This window comes from Nonomuraea sp. NPDC049750, assembly GCF_040659625.1.
Taxonomy (GTDB): Bacteria; Actinomycetota; Actinomycetes; order Streptosporangiales; family Streptosporangiaceae; genus Nonomuraea.
The window spans coordinates 541304-560240 of the sequence record NZ_JBFANB010000005.1 but is presented as its reverse complement, the minus strand read 5'-3'; the positions used below and the strand labels follow the sequence as shown (position 1 = coordinate 560240).

Here is an 18937-nt window from a genome sequence, read left to right as displayed (position 1 = left end):
TGTGGAGAGTGACATGTAAGTATTGACATGTCAACCCATTGCTATGCTTGCCGACATGTCCCTACGGATCGCGCTGCTCGGGCTCCTCGACGCCAAGGGGCCGGCCAGCGGCTACGACCTGGCGAAATCCTTCGAGCGGTCGCTCAATCACGTCTGGCAGGCCGGGCACACACAGATCTACCCGGAGCTGGTGAAGATGGCCGCCGACGGGCTGGTGGCGGTCGAGTCGGAGGGGGCGCGCGGACGGAAGATGTACGCGATCACGCCCGAGGGCGCGGAGCAGGTGCGCTCCTGGCTGGTCGAGCACGAACCGGTCGGTGCGATACGCAGCGAGGTGGCCCTCCAGGCGTTCCTGCTTCCGCTGCTCGACAAGGAGTCGGCGATCGCGGTGGTCGAGCGCATCAGGGCGGGGTTCCAGCAGCGGCTGGCCGTCCTGGAGTGCAAACCCGAGGACGGGTCGAGGCTCGGCAGGCACGCGCTCAATCTCGGCCTCACGCAGGGCCGCTCGGCGCTCGCCTGGGCCGACGAGACCCTGGCCGAGCTGCGCGGGCTGGAGCCGACCGACCAGCCGGCCCCAGCCCACTTGCAGTAGAGCTAGGAAAGCGTGCAGCTAGGAAAGCGTCCAGTTAAGAAAGCGTCCAGCTAAGAAAGCAGGGACAGCTCCTCGGCGGTGAGGACGAGGTCGGCCGCGGCGGCCGAGTCGACGATGCTCTCCGGCCTGCTCGCCCCGGGGATGGGGATCACCACCGGACTGCGCGCCAGCTCCCAGGCCAGGCAGACCTGCTGCGGCGACACGCCCCGCGCCGCCGCCACCGTGCCGAACGCCGTGTGCTTGCCGCCGAGCTCGGACGCCGAGCTGATGCCGCCCAGCGGCGACCACGGCAGGAACGCCACCCCGAGCTCCGCGCACACGTCGATCTCCGGCTCGCTGGACCGGAACTTCGGCGAGTACTCGTTCTGCACACTGGCCAGCCGCCCACCCAGGATCTCGTGGGCGAGCCTGATCTGCTCCGGATTGGCGTTGGAGATGCCCGCCATCAGGATCTTCCCCGCGTCGAGCAGGTCCCGCAGGCCGCCGAGCGTCTCCTCGTACGGCACGGCGGGGTCGGGCCGGTGATGCTGATAGAGCCCGATCGCCTCCACCCCCAGCGCCTTCAAGGAGCGCTCGCACGCCTCGGCCAAGTAGTCCGGCCGGCCGTTGACCTGCCACCCACCGCCCTCTACCCGGGTGTGGCCGCCCTTGGTGGCCACGAGCACGTCACCGGTGTCGCCGCTCCAGCTCGCCAGGGCCTTGGCCACGATCCGCTCGTTGTGACCCACCTGGTCGGCCGACGGCGTGTAGGCGTCAGCGGTGTCGATGAGGGTGACTCCCGCGTCGAGCGCCGCGTGGATGGTCTTGATCGACTGGGCTTCGTCGGGCATGTGCCCGGCTACGGACATGGGCATGGCACCGAGCCCGATGGCGCCGACACGGGTCTGGCCAATAGATCGTGTGTTCATGAACCCATCCTCCCCAGGCCGCGGAAGTGAAGTCGAACCGGGGTCAGGCGCCGGCAAAACGGATGGTCACGTGCGAGCCATCGCAGAACGGCTTGTTCCTCGAGTTTCCGCACCTGCAGAGCGTGACCCGGTTGCGTACCTCATAGTCCTCGCCGTCGGCCGAGGTGACCGGAATGCCGCCGCGTACCCAGATCGGCCCGCCCACGCCCGCCACCTCGTCCTCGACGATGCCAATGGACGGCGGCAGCTCGGGCTCGATCGGCGAGCGGGACGCCCAGGCGGTGAGCCGGCCTGACGGGCAGTGCGCGGCCTGCCGCGCGGCGGTCTCGCCCTGTCCGGGGATCTTGAGGAGCTTCCATACCTGCCCGTCCGCATCGCAGAAGCGGGCGAAAGCACAGAACGCGGGCGCGTCGGTGAGCGCCAACTCGGGCCCGATTTGCTCCTCCGCCTGCCCCAGGTATGACCGCCGCGAGGCGGTCTCGGTGCCGTCGAACCGCACCCGCTCGTGACTGCCGTCGCAGTAGGGCTTGTTCTGCGAACGGCCGCAACGGCAGAGCTCGTACGACTCCGCGACCGGATAGTCCTCGCCCTGGATCCACTCCGTCGACTGGCCCATCGCGTCGCCGCCGATGACCTGCCTGGCCATGGGGACCGATCCGGTCACCACGTAGGGACCGTCGGGCGTCACCTCGATGCGCATACGTCTCCACCTCCCGCGGGCGGGGGGCCGTGGACCATGCTTCCCGGCAGGCATCGGCCGAAACCCGCAGGCTGAGCCCGCTCTGGCCGCCTGTCTAGTCGCGGATGTTCTGCGCCAGCTGGGTGAGAATCTCCTCGAACGAGGCAGTCTGCTCCTCGCTGAGGCCCACGCGCAGGCGGGTGTCGAAGGCCATCGCCACCTCCCGCAGCCGGTGGAACAACCGCTCCCCTTCCTCGGTCAGCTCGACCACGTGGACGCGCCGGTTGGCGGGGTCCCGGCGGCGGGTCAGCAGGCCGCCGCTCTCCATCGCGTTGAGGTGGTGGGTCAGCGTCGCCCCCTGGATGCCCACCGCCTCGGCGAGCTCGCGCTGGTTGCCCAGCTGCCGGGACTTGATCGAGATGAGGATCTGCCAGACCGGGGCCGACCCGCCCACGGAGGCGAGCGCGTCGTCGAAGGCCCGGCTCACGATCCTGGCGGTGTTGGTGAGCAACAGGCCGATCGGTGGGCGGAAGGGTGGCATCATGCCGCCGAGTTTAGCAGTGCCATCTAATCGTTTGACATCTAATGCTTCGATATCTATCGTCGGAGACATGCAGCCAAACCCTTCCCTCAACGGCAAGGTCGCGGTCGTGGCGGGGGCCAGCCGCGGCATCGGCGCCGTCACCGCCCAGGCCCTGGCCCAGGCCGGCGCCGCCGTGGTGCTCGGCGCCCGCGACACGCAGGCGGTCGAACAGGTCGCCGCGGACATCCGCTTCGACGGCGGGCAAGCGCTGGCCGTATCCCTTGACGTCGGTGACGCGGCGTCGAGCGAGCGGCTGGTCCAGCGGGCGCTGGAGACCTTCGGCCGGCTGGACGCGGCCTTCAACAACGCCACCGACGGGCCGATGCCCGCGCCGCTGGCCGACATCGATCCCGACGAGTTCGACCGGGGCATCCGTACGAACGTGCGCGGCACCTTCCTCGGCATGAAGTACCAGATCCGGGCCATGCTCGCCTCAGGTGGCGGGTCGATCGTCAACATGGCCTCGCTCGCCGGGCTCCAGGGCAGCGCGAACCTGAGCGCGTACGTGGCGGGCAAGGCCGGGATCATCGGCCTGACGAAGGTGGCCGCGCTCGACTACGCCGACCAGGGCATCCGCGTCAACGTGGTCGCCCCAGGGCCGATCCTCACCCATCACCTGGAGGCGGCGGGCGAGGAGGCGCAGCGCCTGGCCGGGCTGTCGACGCCCATGCGGCGCATCGGCCGATCAGAAGAGGTGGCCGCGGCGGTCGTGTGGCTCTGCTCCGACCAGTCGTCGTTCATCACCGGAGTGACCTTGCCCATCGACGGCGGGCAGGCGGCGGGCAACAAGCCCGCGCGCATGTACCGCCAAGGCCGGCCCATGGAGAGACAGGAGATCTGATCATGACCATCGACCAGCGACTCGACGAACTCAGCAGGCAGTGGATGGAGGCCGAGCGCCGCGGCGACACCGCAGCGCTCGACGCGCTCACCGTGCCCGACTTCACCCTCGTGGGACCGCTCGGCTTCATCCTGAACAAGGACCAGTGGCTGGCGCGCTACCGCGGCGGCGGCATGGTCACGCACGAGATGAGCTGGGCGGACGTCACCGTACGGGAATACGGCGACACGGCGGTGGCCATCGGCGTACTGGCGCAGCGCGCCGCCTTCCAGGGCACACCGGCCGACGGACGCTTCCGCGTCACCCAGATCTCGGTCAAGGACGGGGACCGGCGCCTGCTGGCGAGCCTCCACTACAGCCCGATCGCGGCCCCACCGGGCCGCCCCTGACCCAGCGTCGCCAGCGGCCGGGCTCGACGTCAGCGGCCGGGCAGCTCGAAGAGGGCCTGGGTGGCGGTGAAGGTCTGGGCGGTCACGTCATCCTCGGCCTGCCGGGCCGCCTCCATTAGGGCCTCGCACAGCGCCTCGGAGCCCAGCCGCATCGCTCGCGGCGCGATGTGCACGCTCGCCAGCCCGCCGCTGGGCAGGACCTCGACCGTCACCTGCCCGTCCGCCGCCACACCGCGCCCCCTGGCCGACTCCAGTCGGCGCCCCACTTCCTCGAACTGAGCCGTCTGTACCGCGAGCTGCGCCAGCGCCCGGTCGATCTCCGGATCGCCGCTCCTGGGTATGGTCATACCGGCTCCTTATCGGTGGAGGATGAACGCCCGGGGGGCGTGCGCCAAAGCGGATCTGAGCGATCCCTGGACGGACATGTCCCCGTTGGCGACCAGTGCGTAGAGGGTCGCCGCCGACGTGGTCCGCCGGAAGAAGTTGCCCATGGGACCGGTGCCGAGCATGGTCTCGGTGAACCTGGTGGCCGGGATGAACTTGCGTACGTCGCGCAAGGCCTTGATACCGCCGTCATAGGCCAGTTCGGCGACGAAGTGCTTGCCCGCGTACTCCCACAGGTTGCCCATCGGCTGGCCGGTGGCGGCGGAGCTCGCCGCGTGCACGCCGGTCTTCACCGTGGCCCACACGACCGAGTCGGCCACGGCGTCGAGTCCTTCGCGCACCGCGTACGTGCCCACGTTGAACTTGCCCACCTTCGCGGCCAGGATGGTCTTCATCAGCTTCTGGAAGATCGTCTTCTCCAGCCTGGCCCGCGCCACGAGCCACTTGAACACGCCCTCGGCCGCGATCCTGGCCGCCGGGTAGAGATAGCCGAACATCATGGTGAACGCCATGGCGGCCAGCTGGGTGCCGATGATCTTGAGCTGTTCCCGGTGTTCCTCCACCGCGTCGGCGTAGTCGTCGCAGCCGTCGGCCAGCTCGTTCAGCGCCGCCCGCATGGCGGCGTATCGAGGGGCGAGCTGGTCGGGCCACACGTCCGCGAAGCGGTCGACCGACCGGCTGTCGTTCGTCTTGAGCACGCCCGCGACCCCGCTCTCCGTGTGCTGCGCGAGCGTGCCGATCGCCTTGGCGAACTCGCGCAGCTCCGTCGCGCGCGCCCGCAGGTTGGACACGTCGGCCACGGGCACGTGTACGTCGGCGAACCAGGCGAGCGCCTGGAACGGATCGAACATCAGGCACCTTCCTTGGCCGGCGGCGTCACGGGGATCGGCGCGTCAGGGAGGTCCAGGGCCGTGGGCAGGGACGCGATGATGTCCTGCTCCAGGTAGTCCCAGAGTTTCTTGAGGCTGCGCAGATTGCCGGCCGCTGTGAAGTTCTTCTCGGCGATGGCGTCCATGTGATGGGTCAGGGCGGCGTAACCGGCGTGGTACCACTCGGCCCAATCGATACCCTCCTCGTCGCCGCCGACGAGGCCGGAGGTGCTTCCCAGCTTCCAGGAGTTCAGCCGGCGCTCCACGACGTCGTCGCCCAGCTTGTCGAAGAGTCCGGCCAGCTCGCGAATGGAGTCCCAGTCGATCTGCACCTGGCCCGACGCGCCCGGCGGCCCGGCGGGCGTCGGGGGCGGGGTGTACGAGTGGGTGGGCGTCGGCGTAGGGCTCGACGCGTCCGGAGGGGTGCTGGACGGCGGGCTCGATGGCGTGGGGGTGCCCGATGGGGAAGGGGTGTCCGACGGAGTCGGGGTCGCCGTGTCCGACGGGGTCGGGGTGGGTGTATCCGGCGGGGTCGGGGTCGGCGTGTCCGACGGGGTCGGGGTCGGCGCGGGTGTATCCGTGGGCGTGGGTGCCGGGGAGTCCGTGGGCGTGGGTGTCGCGGTGGGAGTGTCCGACGGGGTGGGGATGCCCGTGGGACTGGGCTCCTCAGTCGAATCCGCCATTTACCTTCCCCCATTACAAATACGTTAATTCGCGACATAAGCACGCTAGTGACAGAAAATTACTCACACGTTAATAAATCCGTCACCAGGGTTAATTTACTGACATCCAATTCGGCAGCTCGCGCAACAAACCACCCAGCCGATCCACTGATTCCCGCTCGGCAACCCCGCGCTGGGCCGACACCTCGACCCGTTCGCACACCTCGGCCGCCTCGATGAGCCCGACGGTCGCGCAGCTGCCCTTCAACCGGTGCGCGAGCGCGGCCACCCGGGCCAGGTCTTGACCGCGTTCGGCTTGGCGGAGCTCGTCATAGATCGCCATGGCCGTCGAGAGGAACACCTCGGCGATCTCCGTGATATCCCCCTGCGACAGCCCCGCCAGCTCCGGCGGGACCTCTGACGTGGCGGCCCACAGCGGCACCTGGGTCACGACGTACTGCCAGTCCACCGGCTTGGCCAGGTGGTCGTCCATGCCCGCCGCCAGGCAGCGAAGTCGGTCGTCCGGCATCGCGGCGGCGGTCATCGCGATGATCGGCGTGCGCGGCTCCTCGCGCCGCCTGATCTCGGCGGTCGCGGCCAGGCCGTCGAGAACCGGCAACTGGCAGTCCATGAAGACCAGGTCGTACCCGCCCAGGAGCACCGCCGCCACGGCCTGCTTCCCGTCGGCGACGGAGTCGACGTGGTGGCCCGCCCTCCGCAGGACCAGCTCGGCCACCTGGCGGCTCACCTCGTCGTCCTCGGCGACCAGGATCCGCGCCGGTGCGGCGCCGTCGACCGGCACATCCGGCGTTTCGCCGCCCTGCGCGGAGGCAGGCACGGAACCCGGCCCGGCTCCCTGCGCGGGAGTCAGAGCGTTCTCCACGGCGTCGAGCAGCCGGCGGCGGCTGAGCGGCCGGGTCATCGACTGCACGGTCCGCTCGGCCACCGAGATCGGCCAGGCGCGCCCCGAGCGCCCCGGTGTGACGAGCACGACGACACCGGCGTCTCGGAGCAGCGGATCGGCCGACTCCCCGTCGGCCAACGCGAAATCGAGGTCTAGGTCGATGACCGCCAGGTCGAACGGACGTCCCGCCGCGGCACCGGCCCGCAGGGCGGCCAGGGCGGCCGGGCCGTCGGAGGCCGTCTCCACCACCAGACCGGCATCGTCCAGGATGCGCACGGCCAGCGCGAGGTCCTCCGGCCGGGCGTCGGCGACGAGCACCCGCCGTCCGCGCAGCGCGGGCGCGGCCGGGGCCGACCACGTCAGTACGTCCACCGGCAGCGTCACCCAGAACCGGCTCCCCACTCCCTCGACGCTGTCCAGCCCGATCTCACCGCCCATCAGCTCGGTGAGCTGCCTGCTGATGGCCAGGCCGAGGCCGCTCCCGCCGGTCCGCCGGGTGATCGGGGAGTCGACCTGACGGAAGATGCCGAAGACCCGCTCCAGGTCGCCCTGCCCGACGCCCACGCCGGTGTCGGTCACCGTGAACCGCAGCGTGACCCGATCGTCGCCGGGACCGCCTTCGTCGAGGGTCACCTCCAGGTCGACGCCACCCTTGACGGTGAACTTCAGCGCGTTCCCCACGACGTTGGTGAGCACCTGCCCGAGACGTACCGGATCGCCGAGCACCTGTTGCGGCAGGCTGTCGCCGAGCCGCGAGGTGAGCCAGAGCCCCTGCTGGTAGGCGTGCGGCGCGAACGGGGCCACCACCTCGTCGCAGAGTCGGAGCAGGTCGAACGGCACCGACTCCACCTCCAGATGCCCCGCCTCGATCTTCGACAGGTCGAGGAAGTCATCGAGCAGCCGGAGCAGGCTCCGCGCGGACTCCTGCGCCGTGCTCGCGTAGTGGCGTTGCTCGCCGTCGAGCAGGGTGTCCAGCAGCAGGGAGTTCATGCCGAGGACACCGTTGATCGGGGTGCGGATCTCGTGGCTGATCTTGGCGAGAAACTCGGACTTGGCGCCGGACGCGCTCACGGCCTCGTCCCGGGCCACGGCCAGCTCGGCGGCGTACCGGGCGAGCATCCGTTGCGCCCGGCGCCGGCCGCGCGTGGTGTGGATCTGCAGGCCTAACCCGATGAGGATCAGCAGCGCCAGGACGGCGGCGATCGACAGCACCCGTACCCGGAGTTGCTCGGCCGAGGCGAGCGCCGCGTCGGCGGGCACCTCGGCGGTGACCGTCCAGCCGACGTCGGGGATGGGCTCCGACGCCGACAGCACCTTCCCGCCGGCGTCGTGGTGGGTGGTGAAGAGGGTACGGCCGGCCAGCGCCGCGTCCACCCTGGGGTCCTCGCGCAGGGAGGTGAGAGCGTAGAGCTTCCTGCCGGGGTCGGCGACGAGCACGCCCGACTGGTCGGTGATGAGCAGCCGGATCCCCTGCGCCTCGGCGGCCTGCGAGGCGAAGTCCTGGATGGCGTCCAGGCTGTAGACGACGACCAGGACGCCCAGCACGCTCTTGCCGTCGGCGCTCGAGATCACGGCGGCCGCGGCGACGGCCCTGGACACGCCGCGCATCGTGGGCGTGTACGCCTGGGAGATGTAGGGTCGCAGGCGATCGCGGACGGCGACGTACCAGTCGGTGCTGCTGACGTCCTGGGGCAGCACGCTCGTCGGCTCGGCGCCGGCGATGTCGCCCCGGAGCCCGATCACGATCACACCGCCGACTCCGGCGCGCATCCTGCCCAGTTCCTCGCGGAACCCGATCATCGTTTCGCGGCCCACCGGCTTGCCGGAGGTCGCCGCGGCGCGCACCTCGGGCCGCTGGGCGTACGCGCTGACGAGCTGCTTGAGCGAGCCAAGCTGCTGCTCCACCACGACCCGGCTGACCGAGGCGGTGGTTCGCACCCGGTCGCCGACCTCGTCGCCGACCGCTTCCGCCGACAGCGTGATGCTGGACGAGGTCAGCAGCGCCAGCGGGAGCAGGCCGAGCAGAATCCACAGCGCAGTCACTGCCAGGAGCCATCCGCGCTCTCTCACCAGTGATCACCTCCCCCACGGCTCACCGGCCGCTGACACGCATCACACAGTAAGAGGGAAGAGCTTGGGGCGAAGCCCCGCACTGAGCAAAAGGAGCAGAAGGCGATTGGTTGTAACACGACGTCCCTAAGATGCCCGCGTCGATCACAGTCGAGCTAGGAGTGTGGCGATGCCTGGAGCGGCGGACATCACCGTTCTCATCGTGGACGACGACCCGGTCGTGACCGCCGCGTTGCACGCCCAGGTGAACCGTGTCTCCGGGTTCAAGGTGGTGGGGATCGCACACACCGGACAGGTGGCGCTCGCCGCCGCCCACCGGTTCGCGCCGCGGCTGGTACTGCTGGACCTGCACCTGCCCGACCTGCCCGGACTGGAGGTCGCGCACCGGCTGCGGCGCCCGGACCAGCCACCCACCGACGTGATCGTGATCTCCGGCCACAAGGAGTCGGCCGCGGTGCGCGCGGCCATGCAGCGCGGCGCCTTGTACTACCTGGTCAAGCCGACCAGGGCCGGGATTCTGGAGCAGACGTTGCTGCGGTACGCGGCGACGGTGGAGCAGTTTGGCTCGGGCGGCAGGTTCGTCGAGCAGCAGGAGATCGACCGGATTTTCCGCTCGCTGCATCTGGACGCGTCTCCCCGGGCGAAGAGCATCTCGGCGGCGACCGAGCAGGCGGTGCTCGACGGGCTGGCCGCGGCCCAGGACGACCTGTCGGCGCACGAACTCGCCGAGGCCATCGGCGTCAGCAGGGCGACCGCCCGCCGCTACCTGGAACACCTGGTCGAACGGGGACAGGTCGAGGCCAGGCTGAGGTACGGACCGACGGGCCGCCCGCAGCACCGGTACTGGGTGCGGTGAAGCCGGTCAGGGCGCTGCTCGCCGTACTCGCCTGCCTGGCACTGGCGGCCTGCGGCTCCCCCGTAGAGCCCGCGTTCCCCGAGGGCTCCACCATGGCCCGCGTCCAGCGAAACGGACTGCTCACGGTGGGGATCAAGTTCGACTACCCGCTGTTCGGGTTCAAGGACCCGGACAGCGGGCGGATCACCGGGTTCGACGCGGAGATGGCCAGGATGGTCGCCAAGGACCTGACCGGCGGTGAGCGCAACGTCCGCTTCGTGGAGACCCTGCCGGTCCAGCGCGAGGACTTCCTGCGGCAGGGGGTGGTGGACCTCGTCATCGCGACCTACTCCATCACGCCGGCCAGGAGCCAGGTCGTCGGTTTCACCGAGCCCTATTACCAAGCCGGGCAGGACGTGCTGGTCAGAGCCGGGGACAAGCGCATCGACGACGTGGCGGACCTCGACGGCCGGGCGGTGTGCACGACCACCCGCTCCACCTCCCTGGACCGGCTGCGGGACCGCGTGCCCGGCGCCCGGCTGGTGGTGGTCGACAACTCCAGCGAATGCGTGCCCGCCCTCACGGCCGGCCGCATCGACGCCATCAGCACCGACGACACGATCCTGCTCGGCCTGGTGAACCGGCGGCCGGACGCGCTCAGGCTGGTCGGCCGGCCGTTCGGCCGCGAACCGTACGGCATGGGCGTCCGCAAGGAGGACGTGGTGTTCCGCGACTACCTCAGCGGACTGATCGGGCGCTGTCTGCAAGACGGCCGGTGGGATCGGGCGTTCAAGGACACCATCGGCCTGTCCGGCGCGACCGCCGCACAGGCCAAGCCGCCCGTCACTCACTGACGGCCGGTCAATCACTGAGCAGAACGCGCACAACCCTCTGCGTGACACAAGCCGCTCCTACCGTTGCGCCAACGCGGACGGAAGGAGCATCACCCGTGTCCGATCAAGGGCTGGTCGTCCTCGACCAGGTCAACAAGCGCTTCGGCGATCATCACGTGCTCAGGGACGTCGAGCTGAGCGTACGGCGGGGCGAGGTCGTGGTGATCATCGGCCCGTCGGGCGCCGGCAAGTCCACCCTGTGCCGCGCGATCAACCGGCTGGAGGCCATCGACTCCGGCACCATCACGATCGACGGCACGCCGCTGCCCGAGGAGGGACGGCAGCTGGCCCGGTTGCGAGCCGAGGTCGGCATGGTGTTCCAGTCGTTCAACCTGTTCGCGCATAAGACAGTCCTGGAGAACGTCGTGCTCGGGCAGGTCCACGTACTGAAGAAGAGCAGGGCGGACGCCGAGAAGAAGGCGTACGAGCTGCTGGAGCGCGTCGGGATCGGCAGCCAGGCGGGCAAGTTCCCCGCGCAGTTGTCAGGTGGGCAGCAGCAGCGCGTCGCGATCGCCCGCGCGCTGGCCATGGAGCCGAAGGTGCTCCTGTTCGACGAGCCCACCTCGGCGCTCGACCCGGAGATGGTCAACGAGGTGCTCGAGGTGATGACGGCGCTGGCCCGCGAGGGCATGACCATGGTCGTCGTCACGCACGAGATGGGCTTCGCCCGCCGGGCCGCGGACCGCGTGGTGTTCATGGCCGACGGCGAGATCGTCGAGCAGAACGCCCCGGACGACTTCTTCGGCACCCCGCGCAGCGAGCGCGCCAAGTCGTTCCTCGCCAAGATCCTCACTCACTAAGGACGCGTCATGTTTGGAAGATCCCTTTACGCGGTATTCGCCGTCGTTGCCCTGGCCGCCACCGCCACTGCCTGCGGCGGCGGCCAGGACACCTACGACTCGGTCGTGGACAAGGCCAAGAACGACAAGAAGCTGGTCATCGGAGTGAAGGCCGACCAGCCGGGACTCGGCCTGCGGACGCCGGACGGCGGCTTCTCCGGGTTCGACATAGAGGTCGCCAAGTACGTGGCCAAATCGCTCGGCGTCGAGGCCAAGGACATCACGTTCAAGGAGACGGTGTCGGCCAACCGGGAGGCGTTCCTGCAGCAGGGCCAGGTGGACATGGTGGTGGCGACGTACTCCATCACCGACGCGCGCAAGCAGAAGGTCTCCTTCGCCGGACCGTACTTCGTGGCCGGTCAGGACCTGCTGGTCAGGGCGGACGACACGGCGCTGACCGGCCCCGACACGCTGAACGGCAAGAAGCTGTGCTCAGTCGCCGGCTCGACCCCGGCGCAGAAGGTCAAGGAGAGCTACGCCAAGCAGGTGCAGTTGCAGGAGGAGCGGACCTACTCCGCGTGCGTGGACCGGGTGCTCGGCGGCCAGCTCGACGCGATCACCACGGACAACGTGATCCTCGCCGGGTACGCCGCCCAGCACACCGGCAAGCTCAAGTTGGTCGGCAAGCCGTTCAGCACGGAGAAGTATGGCATCGGGCTCAAGAAGGACGACTCGGCGGGCCGCAAGGCCGTCAACGAGGCGCTGACCACGATGTTCGCCAACGGTAGCTGGAAGAAGGCGCTGGAGAGCAGCTTCGGCGGAGCCGGCTTCACCGTGCCGGAGGCCCCGAAGCTGGAGCAGTACTGATCATGGACGCGCTGCTCCTGGAGTGGGACACCGTCGTCGCGGCCTTCTGGATGACCGTGCGGCTGACGGCGGTGAGCGCGCTCGGCTCGCTGGTGCTCGGCACGCTGCTGACGGCCATGCGCGTGGCGCCGCTGGCGACCCTGCGCCGCACCGCCGGCGTCTACGTGGCCGTGGCCCGTAACACCCCGCTGACGCTGGTGCTGCTGTTCACCGGCCTCGGCGTCGGCGCGAACCTGGGCGTGGAACTCTCGTCCGACATCGCGACCAACAACTTCTGGCTGGCCTGCATCGGCCTGACGGCCTACACCTCGGCGTTCGTCTGCGAGGCGCTGCGCGCGGGCATCAACACCGTGCCGGTCGGCCAGGCCGAGGCCGCGCGCTCGCTCGGGCTCGGTTTCCTCCAGACGCTGGGGCTGATCACGCTGCCGCAGGCGTTCCGCGCGGTGATCGCGCCGCTGGGCAGCATCCTGATCGCGCTGACCAAGAACACCACGATCGCGCTCGTGGTGGGCGTGAGCGAGGCGTCGGTGCGGATGCGGGAGATGATCGAGACATACGGAGACCAGGTGATGCAGATCTTCCTCGGGTTCGCGGCCGGGTTCGTGCTGCTGTGCCTGCCCATGGGCCTGCTGTTCGGCTGGCTGTCACGGCGCTTGGCGGTGGCCCGATGAGCGGTGGCCCGGTGAGCTACGCCAACCTCTACGAGACGCCGGGGCCGCGCGGCGCACGGCGCAACCGGGTGCTGGCCGGGGTCATCGCGCTGGTCCTGCTGGGGCTGGCCTATGTGACCTATGTGCGCTTCGACGCCAAGGAGCAGTGGGCGGCCGGCAAGTGGACGCCGTTGCTGCGGCCAGAGGTGTGGACCACCTTCATCCTGCCGGGACTGGCGGGCACACTGGCCGCGGCAGTGGTGGGCGTCGTGCTGGCGGGCCTGTTCGGGCTGGTCTTCGCAACGGCCCGCCTCTCGGACCACCGGTGGATCCGGTGGCCGGCGGCGGCCGTGGTCGAGTTCTTCCGGGCCGTGCCGCTGCTGCTGCTCATCTTCTTCGCCTTCTTCGGGTCCTACGTTTTTGCGGGGACCAACGTCTCAGCCTTCACCGCCGTGGTGTTCGGACTGACCTTCTACAACGGGTCGGTGATCGCCGAGATCATCCGGGCCGGGGTGCTGAGCCTGCACCGCGGCCAGGCGGAGGCGGCCCACGCGATCGGGCTGCGCAAGGGGCAGGTCATGCGGCTGGTGCTGCTGCCGCAGGCGTTCCGGGCCATGATGCCGGCCGTGATCAGCCAGTTCGTGGTACTGCTGAAGGACTCGGCGCTCGGGTTGATCGTGGGCTACGACGAGTTGGTGGACCGGGGGCTGAACGGGATCGCGGCCAACTTCTCGAACGTCATCCCGGCGGCCATCCTCATCGCGGCCATCTTCATCGGCATCAACCTGTCGCTGGACCGGCTCGCTCACTGGCTGACCCCAGCGACGCAATGAGTTGGCGCTTGACCCGGCGAGTCAGCGCACCAACCGCCCCAGCAGGCCGGAGGCCGCCGTGATGCCGAGCGCCGCGGCCGCGAGCAGCACCGCGAAGTCCAGCGGCAGGTTCGCAGGGATGCCGAGCAGCAGCCCGCGCAGCGCGTCGACCTGGTAGCTGAGCGGGTTGATCACGCTGATGTACCGCAGCCAGTCGGGCATGACCGTGGTCGGGTAGAGCGCGTTGGACGCGAAGAACAGCGGCATCGTGATGGCCTGCCCGATGCCCATCAGCCGGTCGCGGGTCAGCACGATCCCGGCGATCGTCACCGACAGGCAGGAGAAGAACGCCGAGCCGAGCAGCACGGCCACGATGACCCCGGCCAGGCGCAACGGGTTCCAGGTCATGCTCACGCCCAGCAGCGCGGCGATGAGCACCACGACCACCGCCTGGATCATCGCCTTGACCCCCGCGGCGAACGCCTTGCCGGTGACCAGCGCGGCCCGCGGCGTCGGCGTGACCAGGAGCTTGGTCAGGACGCCCGAGTCGCGTTCCCAGATGATCTGGATGCCATAGAAGATGGCGATGAACATGGTGGACTGGGCGATGATCCCGGGGGCCAGATAGTCCAGGTACGGGATGCCCTCGGTGGGGATCACCTTGATCCGGGTGAAGGTCTCGCCGAAGATCAACAGCCACAGGGCGGGCTGGACGGCGCGGGTGTACAGCTCGGTGCGATCGTGGCGCAGCTTCTGCAGCTCCACCACGCACATCGCGGCGACCCTGGCGGGCAGCACCCGCCACCCGGTGCGGGGACGCGGCGGAACGAGCAGCAGGTCGAAGCCGCTCTTGTCAGCCGAGTCGAGTGGCAGTGGTGCGGGTACGTCGGACATCGCGGAACTCCCCTCCTCCGTCGCCGAGGCCGCTGCCGGCGACGTCGCGGAAGACGTCCTCCAGCGTCGGGGCCGAGCCGTCGCCGAGGCGGGCGCGCAGGTCGTCGGTGAGCTGCCGCGGTGTGCCGAGCGCCCGTACGCGTCCCTGGTGCATGAGCGCGACCCGGTCGCAGTATTGGTCGGCCTCGTCCATGTAGTGCGTGGTGACCAGGACGGTCATCCCGGTGGCGGCGCGTACCGCCATGATGTGCTCCCACACGCTGGTGCGGGCGATGGGGTCGAGCCCGATCGTCGGCTCGTCGAGCATGAGCAGGCGCGGCGCGCTGACCAGCGCCTGGGCGAGTTCGAGGCGGCGTACCATGCCGCCGGAGAAGGTGGCGGCCATCCGGTCGGCGGCGTCGCCGAGCCCCACGGCCTCCAGCGCCTGCTCGACACGGGCCGCCCGCTCACGCCGGGGGACGTCGAAGACGCGGGCGAACAGGGAGACGTTCTCCCGCCCCGTCAGGCTCGAGTCCGCCGACAGTTGCTGGGGTACGTAGCCGAGCAGGCGGCGTACCGCCATCTGCTCGGTGGCCGCGTCGTGCCCGAAAACCCGCACCATCCCGGACGGAATGGGCAGCAGCGTGGTCACGCAGCGGATGGCGGTGGTCTTGCCCGCGCCATTGGGACCGAGCAGACCGAACACCTCACCGGCGCCGACCGTCAGATCAAGGCCGTCCACGGCCCTGGTCTGCCCGAAGGAATAGCGCAGGCCCGTGCAGGCGACGGCCGGTGTGTCGTCACTCATATCATTTCCGCCTCCTCTTGCAGACCCTCGGCCAGCCGGCGCAACGCCGGAAGCGCGGCGGCCAGCGCGACCCGGTCGTCTTCGCTGAGTCGTTCCACCCGCTCGCGAACGAGCGCGGCCCGCCGCTCCTCCCACGCCCGCAGCCGCGCCTCGGCCTCGGGGGTGAGCAGCAGCCGGGCGGAGCGGCGGTCGTCATGACCGATCTCGCGCCGCAGCAGCCCGGCGGCGGTGAGCTGGTTGACCAGCGTGGAAACCGAGTTCCCCGCCAGAAAGAGCTCCTTGGCCGCCGCTGAGACGCCGATGCCGGGGTTGGCGCCGACCAACCGCAGCAGCTCGACCTGGGCGCCACGGAGCGGCGGCCCGGTCATCCCTTGGCGCAGCCGCCGCCGGATGAGCCGCTGGATACCGGTCAGGACACCGACGAGGGCGTCAGGTAGGTCCGCTGTGCTCATACCAAAAGGTTAGCTCTGCTCACGAGCTAATGGGAAGTCCCCAGCCCGGGGTGACTCCGGGGTGATGGGGTCACGTCGCAGGACGACCTTGGTGGTCCTGGCCTGGTAGGCGCTGGGCGCGTCGTCCCAGTCGGCGGTGAGGGTGGTGACGGTTTCGGCGGGGAAGCCGGTGCGGTCGACGAAGTCGAGCAGGTCGGGCAGGACGGCGCGGGGGTGGGAGACGCCGAGGTGGAGGGTGGCGTCGGTGGCGTACATGTGCATGAGCGGTACGCGGGTGCCGGTGGCGAGGTAGTAGCCGACGGCGGTGCAGATTCCGCCGGGCGCCAGGGCGCGGAGGGCTTGGCGGATCCCGGCGGGGCGGGAGGTGGCTTCGACGGCGATGTCGTAGCGGCCTTCGAGGCTGGCTTCGAGGCTGCGGGGAGTGCGGGCGCCGAGGGTTTCGGCGATCCGGCGTCGGGTGGCGCTGGCGTCGAGGTAGTCGACCGTGGCGCCGTGGGCGGCGGCCAGGCCGGCGGCGTACAGGCCGATGCTTCTGGCTCCGCCACCGAGGATCAGGACGCGGCCGCCGCCTCGCGCGGTCAGGGGCGGGACGACGGCGCGCCAGGCGTCGGCGAGGTTGTCGCTGGCGGCGGCCACCCGCAGAGCGGGGACGCCGTGCGGAATCGGGACGAGCATGTGGTCGGCGTGGGGGATGCGGAGGGTGTCGGTGATCATGCCGCCCCAGGGGCCGCAGGCGGGGCCGAACCCGAAGGCGGCCAGGGTACGTCCGGCGTGACGAGTGGTGGTGTCGCATTTGGCGGTGAGCCCCCGCAGGCAGGGTGAGCAGGCGCCGCAGGAGATCGACCACGGCACGATCACCCACTGGCCGGGGCGCACGTTGGTGACGCCTGGGCCGGTTTCGAGGACTTCGGCGACGCACTCGTGGCCGATGGCGAACGGTCCACGGAACGGTACCGGGCCGCAGATGCCGCGTACGACCGGATCGATCAGCCCCAGTGTCAGGCCCGCCTGCATGGCGCGGGACACCGGCCGGTGCAGCGGCAGGGTGTCACCGTCGCAGCGTCCGGCGATGAACGGCCGGACGATGGCGTCACCCGGCTCGGTCAGGCGGGGCGCGGGGCGTTCATGCCAGGCGAGACGGCCGCTGCGCACGAACGTGAGTTCCCGCATTGGTCCTCCAGGTTATGACGCTCGTTATAGCCGCACCTCACGGTAAGTTATAACGAGCGTCATAATCAACTCCGAGGAGGGCGTACCCGATGTCACAGACGGATCCGCGATCGCGGATCGTCGTCGGCGCCGCCGACCTGATCCGGCGGCGCGGCCTGGCCGGCAGTACAGTACGGGACCTGGCCACCCATTCCGGCGCCCCGCTGGGCTCGACCTACCACTACTTCCCGCGCGGCAAGCAGCAGTTGGCCGCCGAAGCGGTCCGCTTCGCCGGCGACCTGGTGTCCGGCGTACTGCGCCGGGAACTGGCCGCCGGGCCGGTCGCCGGATTGCGTGCCTTCCTCGGCCTGTGGCGGCAGACCGTGCTCGACAGCGACTTCCGCGCCGGCTGCCCGGTGCTGGCCGTCTCGGTGGAGGAACCACCTGCCGACGCGGCCCCCGAGGCCCTGGACGCTGCCGCCGAGGTGTTCACCACCTGGGAAAACCTGCTGTCCGACTCGCTACGCGAGCACGGCGCCGACACCGCGGTGGCGGCGCGGATGGCCACTTTGATCGTCGCCGCCGTCGAAGGCACGGTCGCCATGTGCCGCGCCCAACGCGACATCACCGCCCTCGACCACGTCGCCGTCCAACTGGAGCACCTCATCCAGACCGCCACGAAAGGACCGGCAGCATGACCGTGATCACCGTGAACACCCCCAAGGGGAGGCTGACGCCGGAACAGCGCCGCCTGCTCGCCCAGACCCTCACCGACGCCGTCCTGGTCCCCGAGGTGGGCCGGCACGCACCCGAGGCGCGCATCGGCTTCCAGGTCCATTTCGTCGAACGCGATGCCGACATGATCGCCATCGGCGGCGCCCTCCTCAGCGACATCCCGGAACCCGCCGACGTCATGGTCGTCGACGTAGCCGTCATGTACGGCGCCTGGCCCCGCGAAACCCGCGCCCAAGCCATCGAAGGCATCCTCGCCGCGCTCGCCGACGCCTGCGGCATGCCGGCTCCCTCGCCCTCCTGGTGGGTCACGTTCCGCGTCATCGACGAAGGCAGCTGGGCAGCAGCGGGCCAGGTCCTGTCCATGCTGTTGTTCCTGGACGCCGACCCCGAACACAGGATCTTCCCCAAGGAACGCGCCGACGCCATCCGCGCCGCGATCGCCACCGCTTCCTAGTATTCGTAGTATTCGTAGTACGAGTTGACCGCGGGCTGGCCGGTGTAGTTTGGGCCGGCTTGATCGTCGGACCCCCGGTAGCGGTACGGCAGATCGATGAGGCGCCGACCCGTCCAGCCGATCCGCCGGGTCCGCCCGTCGTACCTCACGCCCTGCGAGCGCAGCGACGCGGTGAGGCGGCGGCCCGCGGGCGCGCCGTCTTCGAGACGGATGGCGCGAACGTCGAAGTTCGCGATGAACAGTCCGTCGTCGGCGAGCCATGTGCCGACCCTGGCAAGCAGCCCGAGCTTGTCACCGATGTAGTGCAGCCCGTGTACGCAGGTGATCAGGTCGAAGGGACGCTCGGGCCGCCACGTGGTGACGGAGGCGGTGATCAGCCGCAGGCGCGGCGGGCACGATGTGCGGGCGAAGAAGTCGACCAGATCCACACCGACGATCTCAGCCTCACCGCCCCCGCCGCCCTCGCTGTCCTCACCGCCCTCGCTGTCCTCACCGCCCTCACCGCCGAGCAGGTCGGCGACCTGGCCGAGGGCGTACCCCGTCCCGCAGCACAGATCGAGCCAACGCACGGGCTCCCCCACGCGCCGCCGGGCACGCAGTGTGTCGACGACGTCGATGCCCAGCTCGCGGTTGTAGCCGGGCAGGCGGCGTTCTCGGTTCATCCGGCAATTGGCCACGACGGGGGAACGTTCGAGCGCGTCGTCGTCGAGCAGATCCACGATCCCACCTCCGCCGACCCACCACTCAGG

General features: G+C 69.9%; 23 protein-coding genes. 11 read left to right on the top strand and 12 right to left on the bottom strand.

The window, feature by feature from the left end; translation table 11 throughout:
- Nucleotides 1–55 precede the first annotated feature (55 nt).
- Entirely contained in the window at nt 56–592 is a 537-nt protein-coding gene (locus AB0J16_RS17645) for a PadR family transcriptional regulator (RefSeq protein ID WP_358540158.1), read from the top strand.
- Between the two features lie 50 nt (nt 593–642).
- Here AB0J16_RS17645 and AB0J16_RS17640 read toward each other — a convergent pair whose 3' ends face one another.
- The 3 genes from AB0J16_RS17640 to AB0J16_RS17630 form a co-directional block, all read right to left on the bottom strand.
- The gene (locus AB0J16_RS17640) at nt 643–1500 is read right to left on the bottom strand and encodes an aldo/keto reductase (protein WP_358540155.1); all 858 of its coding nucleotides are present in this window, start codon (nt 1498–1500) and stop codon (nt 643–645) included.
- Nucleotides 1501–1543: 43 nt separating this feature from the next.
- On the bottom strand, nt 1544–2200 hold the full coding sequence (locus tag AB0J16_RS17635) for a CDGSH iron-sulfur domain-containing protein (RefSeq protein WP_358540152.1): 657 nt from the start codon (nt 2198–2200) through the stop codon (nt 1544–1546).
- 94 nt (nt 2201–2294) lie between these two features.
- Nucleotides 2295–2723 (bottom strand): MarR family winged helix-turn-helix transcriptional regulator, encoded by a 429-nt coding sequence (locus AB0J16_RS17630; RefSeq protein ID WP_358540150.1) that lies wholly within the window; start codon nt 2721–2723, stop codon nt 2295–2297.
- Nucleotides 2724–2790: 67 nt separating this feature from the next.
- On the opposite strand from AB0J16_RS17630, the gene AB0J16_RS17625 reads away from it, so the two are divergent.
- Entirely contained in the window at nt 2791–3603 is an 813-nt protein-coding gene (locus AB0J16_RS17625) for a glucose 1-dehydrogenase (RefSeq protein WP_358540148.1), read from the top strand.
- 2 nt (nt 3604–3605) lie between these two features.
- On the top strand, nt 3606–3992 hold the full coding sequence (locus AB0J16_RS17620; protein ID WP_358540146.1) for a nuclear transport factor 2 family protein: 387 nt from the start codon (nt 3606–3608) through the stop codon (nt 3990–3992).
- A 29-nt stretch (nt 3993–4021) separates the two neighbouring features.
- Here AB0J16_RS17620 and AB0J16_RS17615 read toward each other — a convergent pair whose 3' ends face one another.
- The 4 genes from AB0J16_RS17615 to AB0J16_RS17600 form a co-directional block, all read right to left on the bottom strand.
- Nucleotides 4022–4339: a YbaB/EbfC family nucleoid-associated protein gene (locus AB0J16_RS17615; protein ID WP_358540143.1), complete on the bottom strand. Its 318-nt coding sequence runs from the start codon at nt 4337–4339 to the stop codon at nt 4022–4024.
- Nucleotides 4340–4348: 9 nt separating this feature from the next.
- The gene (locus AB0J16_RS17610) at nt 4349–5227 is read right to left on the bottom strand and encodes a hypothetical protein (RefSeq protein ID WP_357956186.1); all 879 of its coding nucleotides are present in this window, start codon (nt 5225–5227) and stop codon (nt 4349–4351) included.
- On the bottom strand, nt 5227–5928 hold the full coding sequence (locus AB0J16_RS17605) for a hypothetical protein (RefSeq protein ID WP_358540140.1): 702 nt from the start codon (nt 5926–5928) through the stop codon (nt 5227–5229). The genes AB0J16_RS17610 and AB0J16_RS17605 overlap by 1 nt, the downstream gene beginning before the upstream one ends.
- 91 nt (nt 5929–6019) lie before the next feature.
- On the bottom strand, nt 6020–8881 hold the full coding sequence (locus AB0J16_RS17600; protein ID WP_358540137.1) for a response regulator: 2862 nt from the start codon (nt 8879–8881) through the stop codon (nt 6020–6022).
- Nucleotides 8882–9050: 169 nt separating this feature from the next.
- Between AB0J16_RS17600 and AB0J16_RS17595 the strand changes: the two genes are divergently transcribed.
- From AB0J16_RS17595 to AB0J16_RS17570, 6 genes are all read left to right on the top strand, one after another.
- Nucleotides 9051–9737: a response regulator gene (locus AB0J16_RS17595; protein ID WP_358540134.1), complete on the top strand. Its 687-nt coding sequence runs from the start codon at nt 9051–9053 to the stop codon at nt 9735–9737.
- Nucleotides 9734–10570, top strand: coding sequence for a glutamate ABC transporter substrate-binding protein (locus tag AB0J16_RS17590; protein ID WP_358540131.1), 837 nt, complete (start codon nt 9734–9736; stop codon nt 10568–10570). The genes AB0J16_RS17595 and AB0J16_RS17590 overlap by 4 nt, the downstream gene beginning before the upstream one ends.
- A gap of 95 nt (nt 10571–10665) precedes the next feature.
- The gene (locus tag AB0J16_RS17585; RefSeq protein WP_358540128.1) at nt 10666–11409 is read left to right on the top strand and encodes an amino acid ABC transporter ATP-binding protein; all 744 of its coding nucleotides are present in this window, start codon (nt 10666–10668) and stop codon (nt 11407–11409) included.
- A 9-nt stretch (nt 11410–11418) separates the two neighbouring features.
- Nucleotides 11419–12255: a glutamate ABC transporter substrate-binding protein gene (locus tag AB0J16_RS17580; protein ID WP_358540125.1), complete on the top strand. Its 837-nt coding sequence runs from the start codon at nt 11419–11421 to the stop codon at nt 12253–12255.
- 2 nt (nt 12256–12257) lie between these two features.
- The gene (locus AB0J16_RS17575; RefSeq protein WP_358540122.1) at nt 12258–12926 is read left to right on the top strand and encodes an amino acid ABC transporter permease; all 669 of its coding nucleotides are present in this window, start codon (nt 12258–12260) and stop codon (nt 12924–12926) included.
- Nucleotides 12923–13738, top strand: a complete 816-nt coding sequence (locus AB0J16_RS17570) for an ABC transporter permease subunit (RefSeq protein ID WP_358540119.1) — start codon at nt 12923–12925, stop codon at nt 13736–13738. The genes AB0J16_RS17575 and AB0J16_RS17570 overlap by 4 nt, the downstream gene beginning before the upstream one ends.
- Nucleotides 13739–13759: 21 nt before the next feature.
- Here the strand turns inward: AB0J16_RS17570 and AB0J16_RS17565 are convergent, their stop codons facing one another.
- Genes AB0J16_RS17565 through AB0J16_RS17550 form a run of 4 tightly spaced genes read right to left on the bottom strand, consistent with a single transcriptional unit; the run spans nt 13760 to nt 17020 of the window.
- On the bottom strand, nt 13760–14611 hold the full coding sequence (locus tag AB0J16_RS17565) for an ABC transporter permease (RefSeq protein WP_358540116.1): 852 nt from the start codon (nt 14609–14611) through the stop codon (nt 13760–13762).
- Nucleotides 14571–15398 carry an ATP-binding cassette domain-containing protein gene (locus AB0J16_RS17560; protein ID WP_358540113.1) on the bottom strand — a complete coding sequence of 276 codons (828 nt, stop codon included), beginning with the start codon at nt 15396–15398 and terminating at the stop codon, nt 14571–14573. Before AB0J16_RS17560 ends, AB0J16_RS17565 begins: the two co-directional genes overlap by 41 nt.
- A complete protein-coding gene (locus tag AB0J16_RS17555) occupies nt 15395–15850 on the bottom strand; it encodes a MarR family transcriptional regulator (protein ID WP_358540110.1) in 456 nt (151 codons plus the stop codon). The genes AB0J16_RS17560 and AB0J16_RS17555 overlap by 4 nt, the downstream gene beginning before the upstream one ends.
- 9 nt (nt 15851–15859) lie before the next feature.
- Nucleotides 15860–17020 (bottom strand): alcohol dehydrogenase catalytic domain-containing protein, encoded by a 1161-nt coding sequence (locus AB0J16_RS17550; protein ID WP_358540107.1) that lies wholly within the window; start codon nt 17018–17020, stop codon nt 15860–15862.
- 89 nt (nt 17021–17109) lie between these two features.
- On the opposite strand from AB0J16_RS17550, the gene AB0J16_RS17545 reads away from it, so the two are divergent.
- Both AB0J16_RS17545 and AB0J16_RS17540 read left to right on the top strand, forming a co-directional pair.
- Nucleotides 17110–17697, top strand: a complete 588-nt coding sequence (locus AB0J16_RS17545) for a helix-turn-helix domain-containing protein (protein WP_358540104.1) — start codon at nt 17110–17112, stop codon at nt 17695–17697.
- Complete coding sequence (locus AB0J16_RS17540) at nt 17694–18188, top strand: hypothetical protein (protein WP_358540101.1); 495 nt, start codon at nt 17694–17696, stop codon at nt 18186–18188. Before AB0J16_RS17545 ends, AB0J16_RS17540 begins: the two co-directional genes overlap by 4 nt.
- Here AB0J16_RS17540 and AB0J16_RS17535 read toward each other — a convergent pair.
- Nucleotides 18185–18907, bottom strand: coding sequence for a class I SAM-dependent methyltransferase (locus AB0J16_RS17535; RefSeq protein WP_358540099.1), 723 nt, complete (start codon nt 18905–18907; stop codon nt 18185–18187). The genes AB0J16_RS17540 and AB0J16_RS17535 overlap by 4 nt on opposite strands.
- Nucleotides 18908–18937: the final 30 nt, after the last annotated feature.

What these genes read in the sequence shown, in the direction of transcription:
- AB0J16_RS17605 (WP_358540140.1), bottom strand. Translation starts at nt 5,928, where the DNA reads ATGGCGGATTCGACTGAGGAGCCCAGTCCCACGGGCATCCCCACCCCG.
- AB0J16_RS17540 (WP_358540101.1), top strand. Translation starts at nt 17,694, where the DNA reads ATGACCGTGATCACCGTGAACACCCCCAAGGGGAGGCTGACGCCGGAA.
- AB0J16_RS17635 (WP_358540152.1), bottom strand. Translation starts at nt 2,200, where the DNA reads ATGCGCATCGAGGTGACGCCCGACGGTCCCTACGTGGTGACCGGATCG.
- AB0J16_RS17545 (WP_358540104.1), top strand. Translation starts at nt 17,110, where the DNA reads ATGTCACAGACGGATCCGCGATCGCGGATCGTCGTCGGCGCCGCCGAC.
- AB0J16_RS17580 (WP_358540125.1), top strand. Translation starts at nt 11,419, where the DNA reads ATGTTTGGAAGATCCCTTTACGCGGTATTCGCCGTCGTTGCCCTGGCC.
- AB0J16_RS17560 (WP_358540113.1), bottom strand. Translation starts at nt 15,398, where the DNA reads ATGAGTGACGACACACCGGCCGTCGCCTGCACGGGCCTGCGCTATTCC.
- AB0J16_RS17625 (WP_358540148.1), top strand. Translation starts at nt 2,791, where the DNA reads ATGCAGCCAAACCCTTCCCTCAACGGCAAGGTCGCGGTCGTGGCGGGG.
- AB0J16_RS17620 (WP_358540146.1), top strand. Translation starts at nt 3,606, where the DNA reads ATGACCATCGACCAGCGACTCGACGAACTCAGCAGGCAGTGGATGGAG.
- AB0J16_RS17550 (WP_358540107.1), bottom strand. Translation starts at nt 17,020, where the DNA reads ATGCGGGAACTCACGTTCGTGCGCAGCGGCCGTCTCGCCTGGCATGAA.
- AB0J16_RS17575 (WP_358540122.1), top strand. Translation starts at nt 12,258, where the DNA reads ATGGACGCGCTGCTCCTGGAGTGGGACACCGTCGTCGCGGCCTTCTGG.
- AB0J16_RS17615 (WP_358540143.1), bottom strand. Translation starts at nt 4,339, where the DNA reads ATGACCATACCCAGGAGCGGCGATCCGGAGATCGACCGGGCGCTGGCG.
- AB0J16_RS17565 (WP_358540116.1), bottom strand. Translation starts at nt 14,611, where the DNA reads ATGTCCGACGTACCCGCACCACTGCCACTCGACTCGGCTGACAAGAGC.
- AB0J16_RS17570 (WP_358540119.1), top strand. Translation starts at nt 12,923, where the DNA reads ATGAGCGGTGGCCCGGTGAGCTACGCCAACCTCTACGAGACGCCGGGG.
- AB0J16_RS17610 (WP_357956186.1), bottom strand. Translation starts at nt 5,227, where the DNA reads ATGTTCGATCCGTTCCAGGCGCTCGCCTGGTTCGCCGACGTACACGTG.
- AB0J16_RS17645 (WP_358540158.1), top strand. Translation starts at nt 56, where the DNA reads ATGTCCCTACGGATCGCGCTGCTCGGGCTCCTCGACGCCAAGGGGCCG.
- AB0J16_RS17595 (WP_358540134.1), top strand. Translation starts at nt 9,051, where the DNA reads ATGCCTGGAGCGGCGGACATCACCGTTCTCATCGTGGACGACGACCCG.
- AB0J16_RS17640 (WP_358540155.1), bottom strand. Translation starts at nt 1,500, where the DNA reads ATGAACACACGATCTATTGGCCAGACCCGTGTCGGCGCCATCGGGCTC.
- AB0J16_RS17555 (WP_358540110.1), bottom strand. Translation starts at nt 15,850, where the DNA reads ATGAGCACAGCGGACCTACCTGACGCCCTCGTCGGTGTCCTGACCGGT.
- AB0J16_RS17630 (WP_358540150.1), bottom strand. Translation starts at nt 2,723, where the DNA reads ATGATGCCACCCTTCCGCCCACCGATCGGCCTGTTGCTCACCAACACC.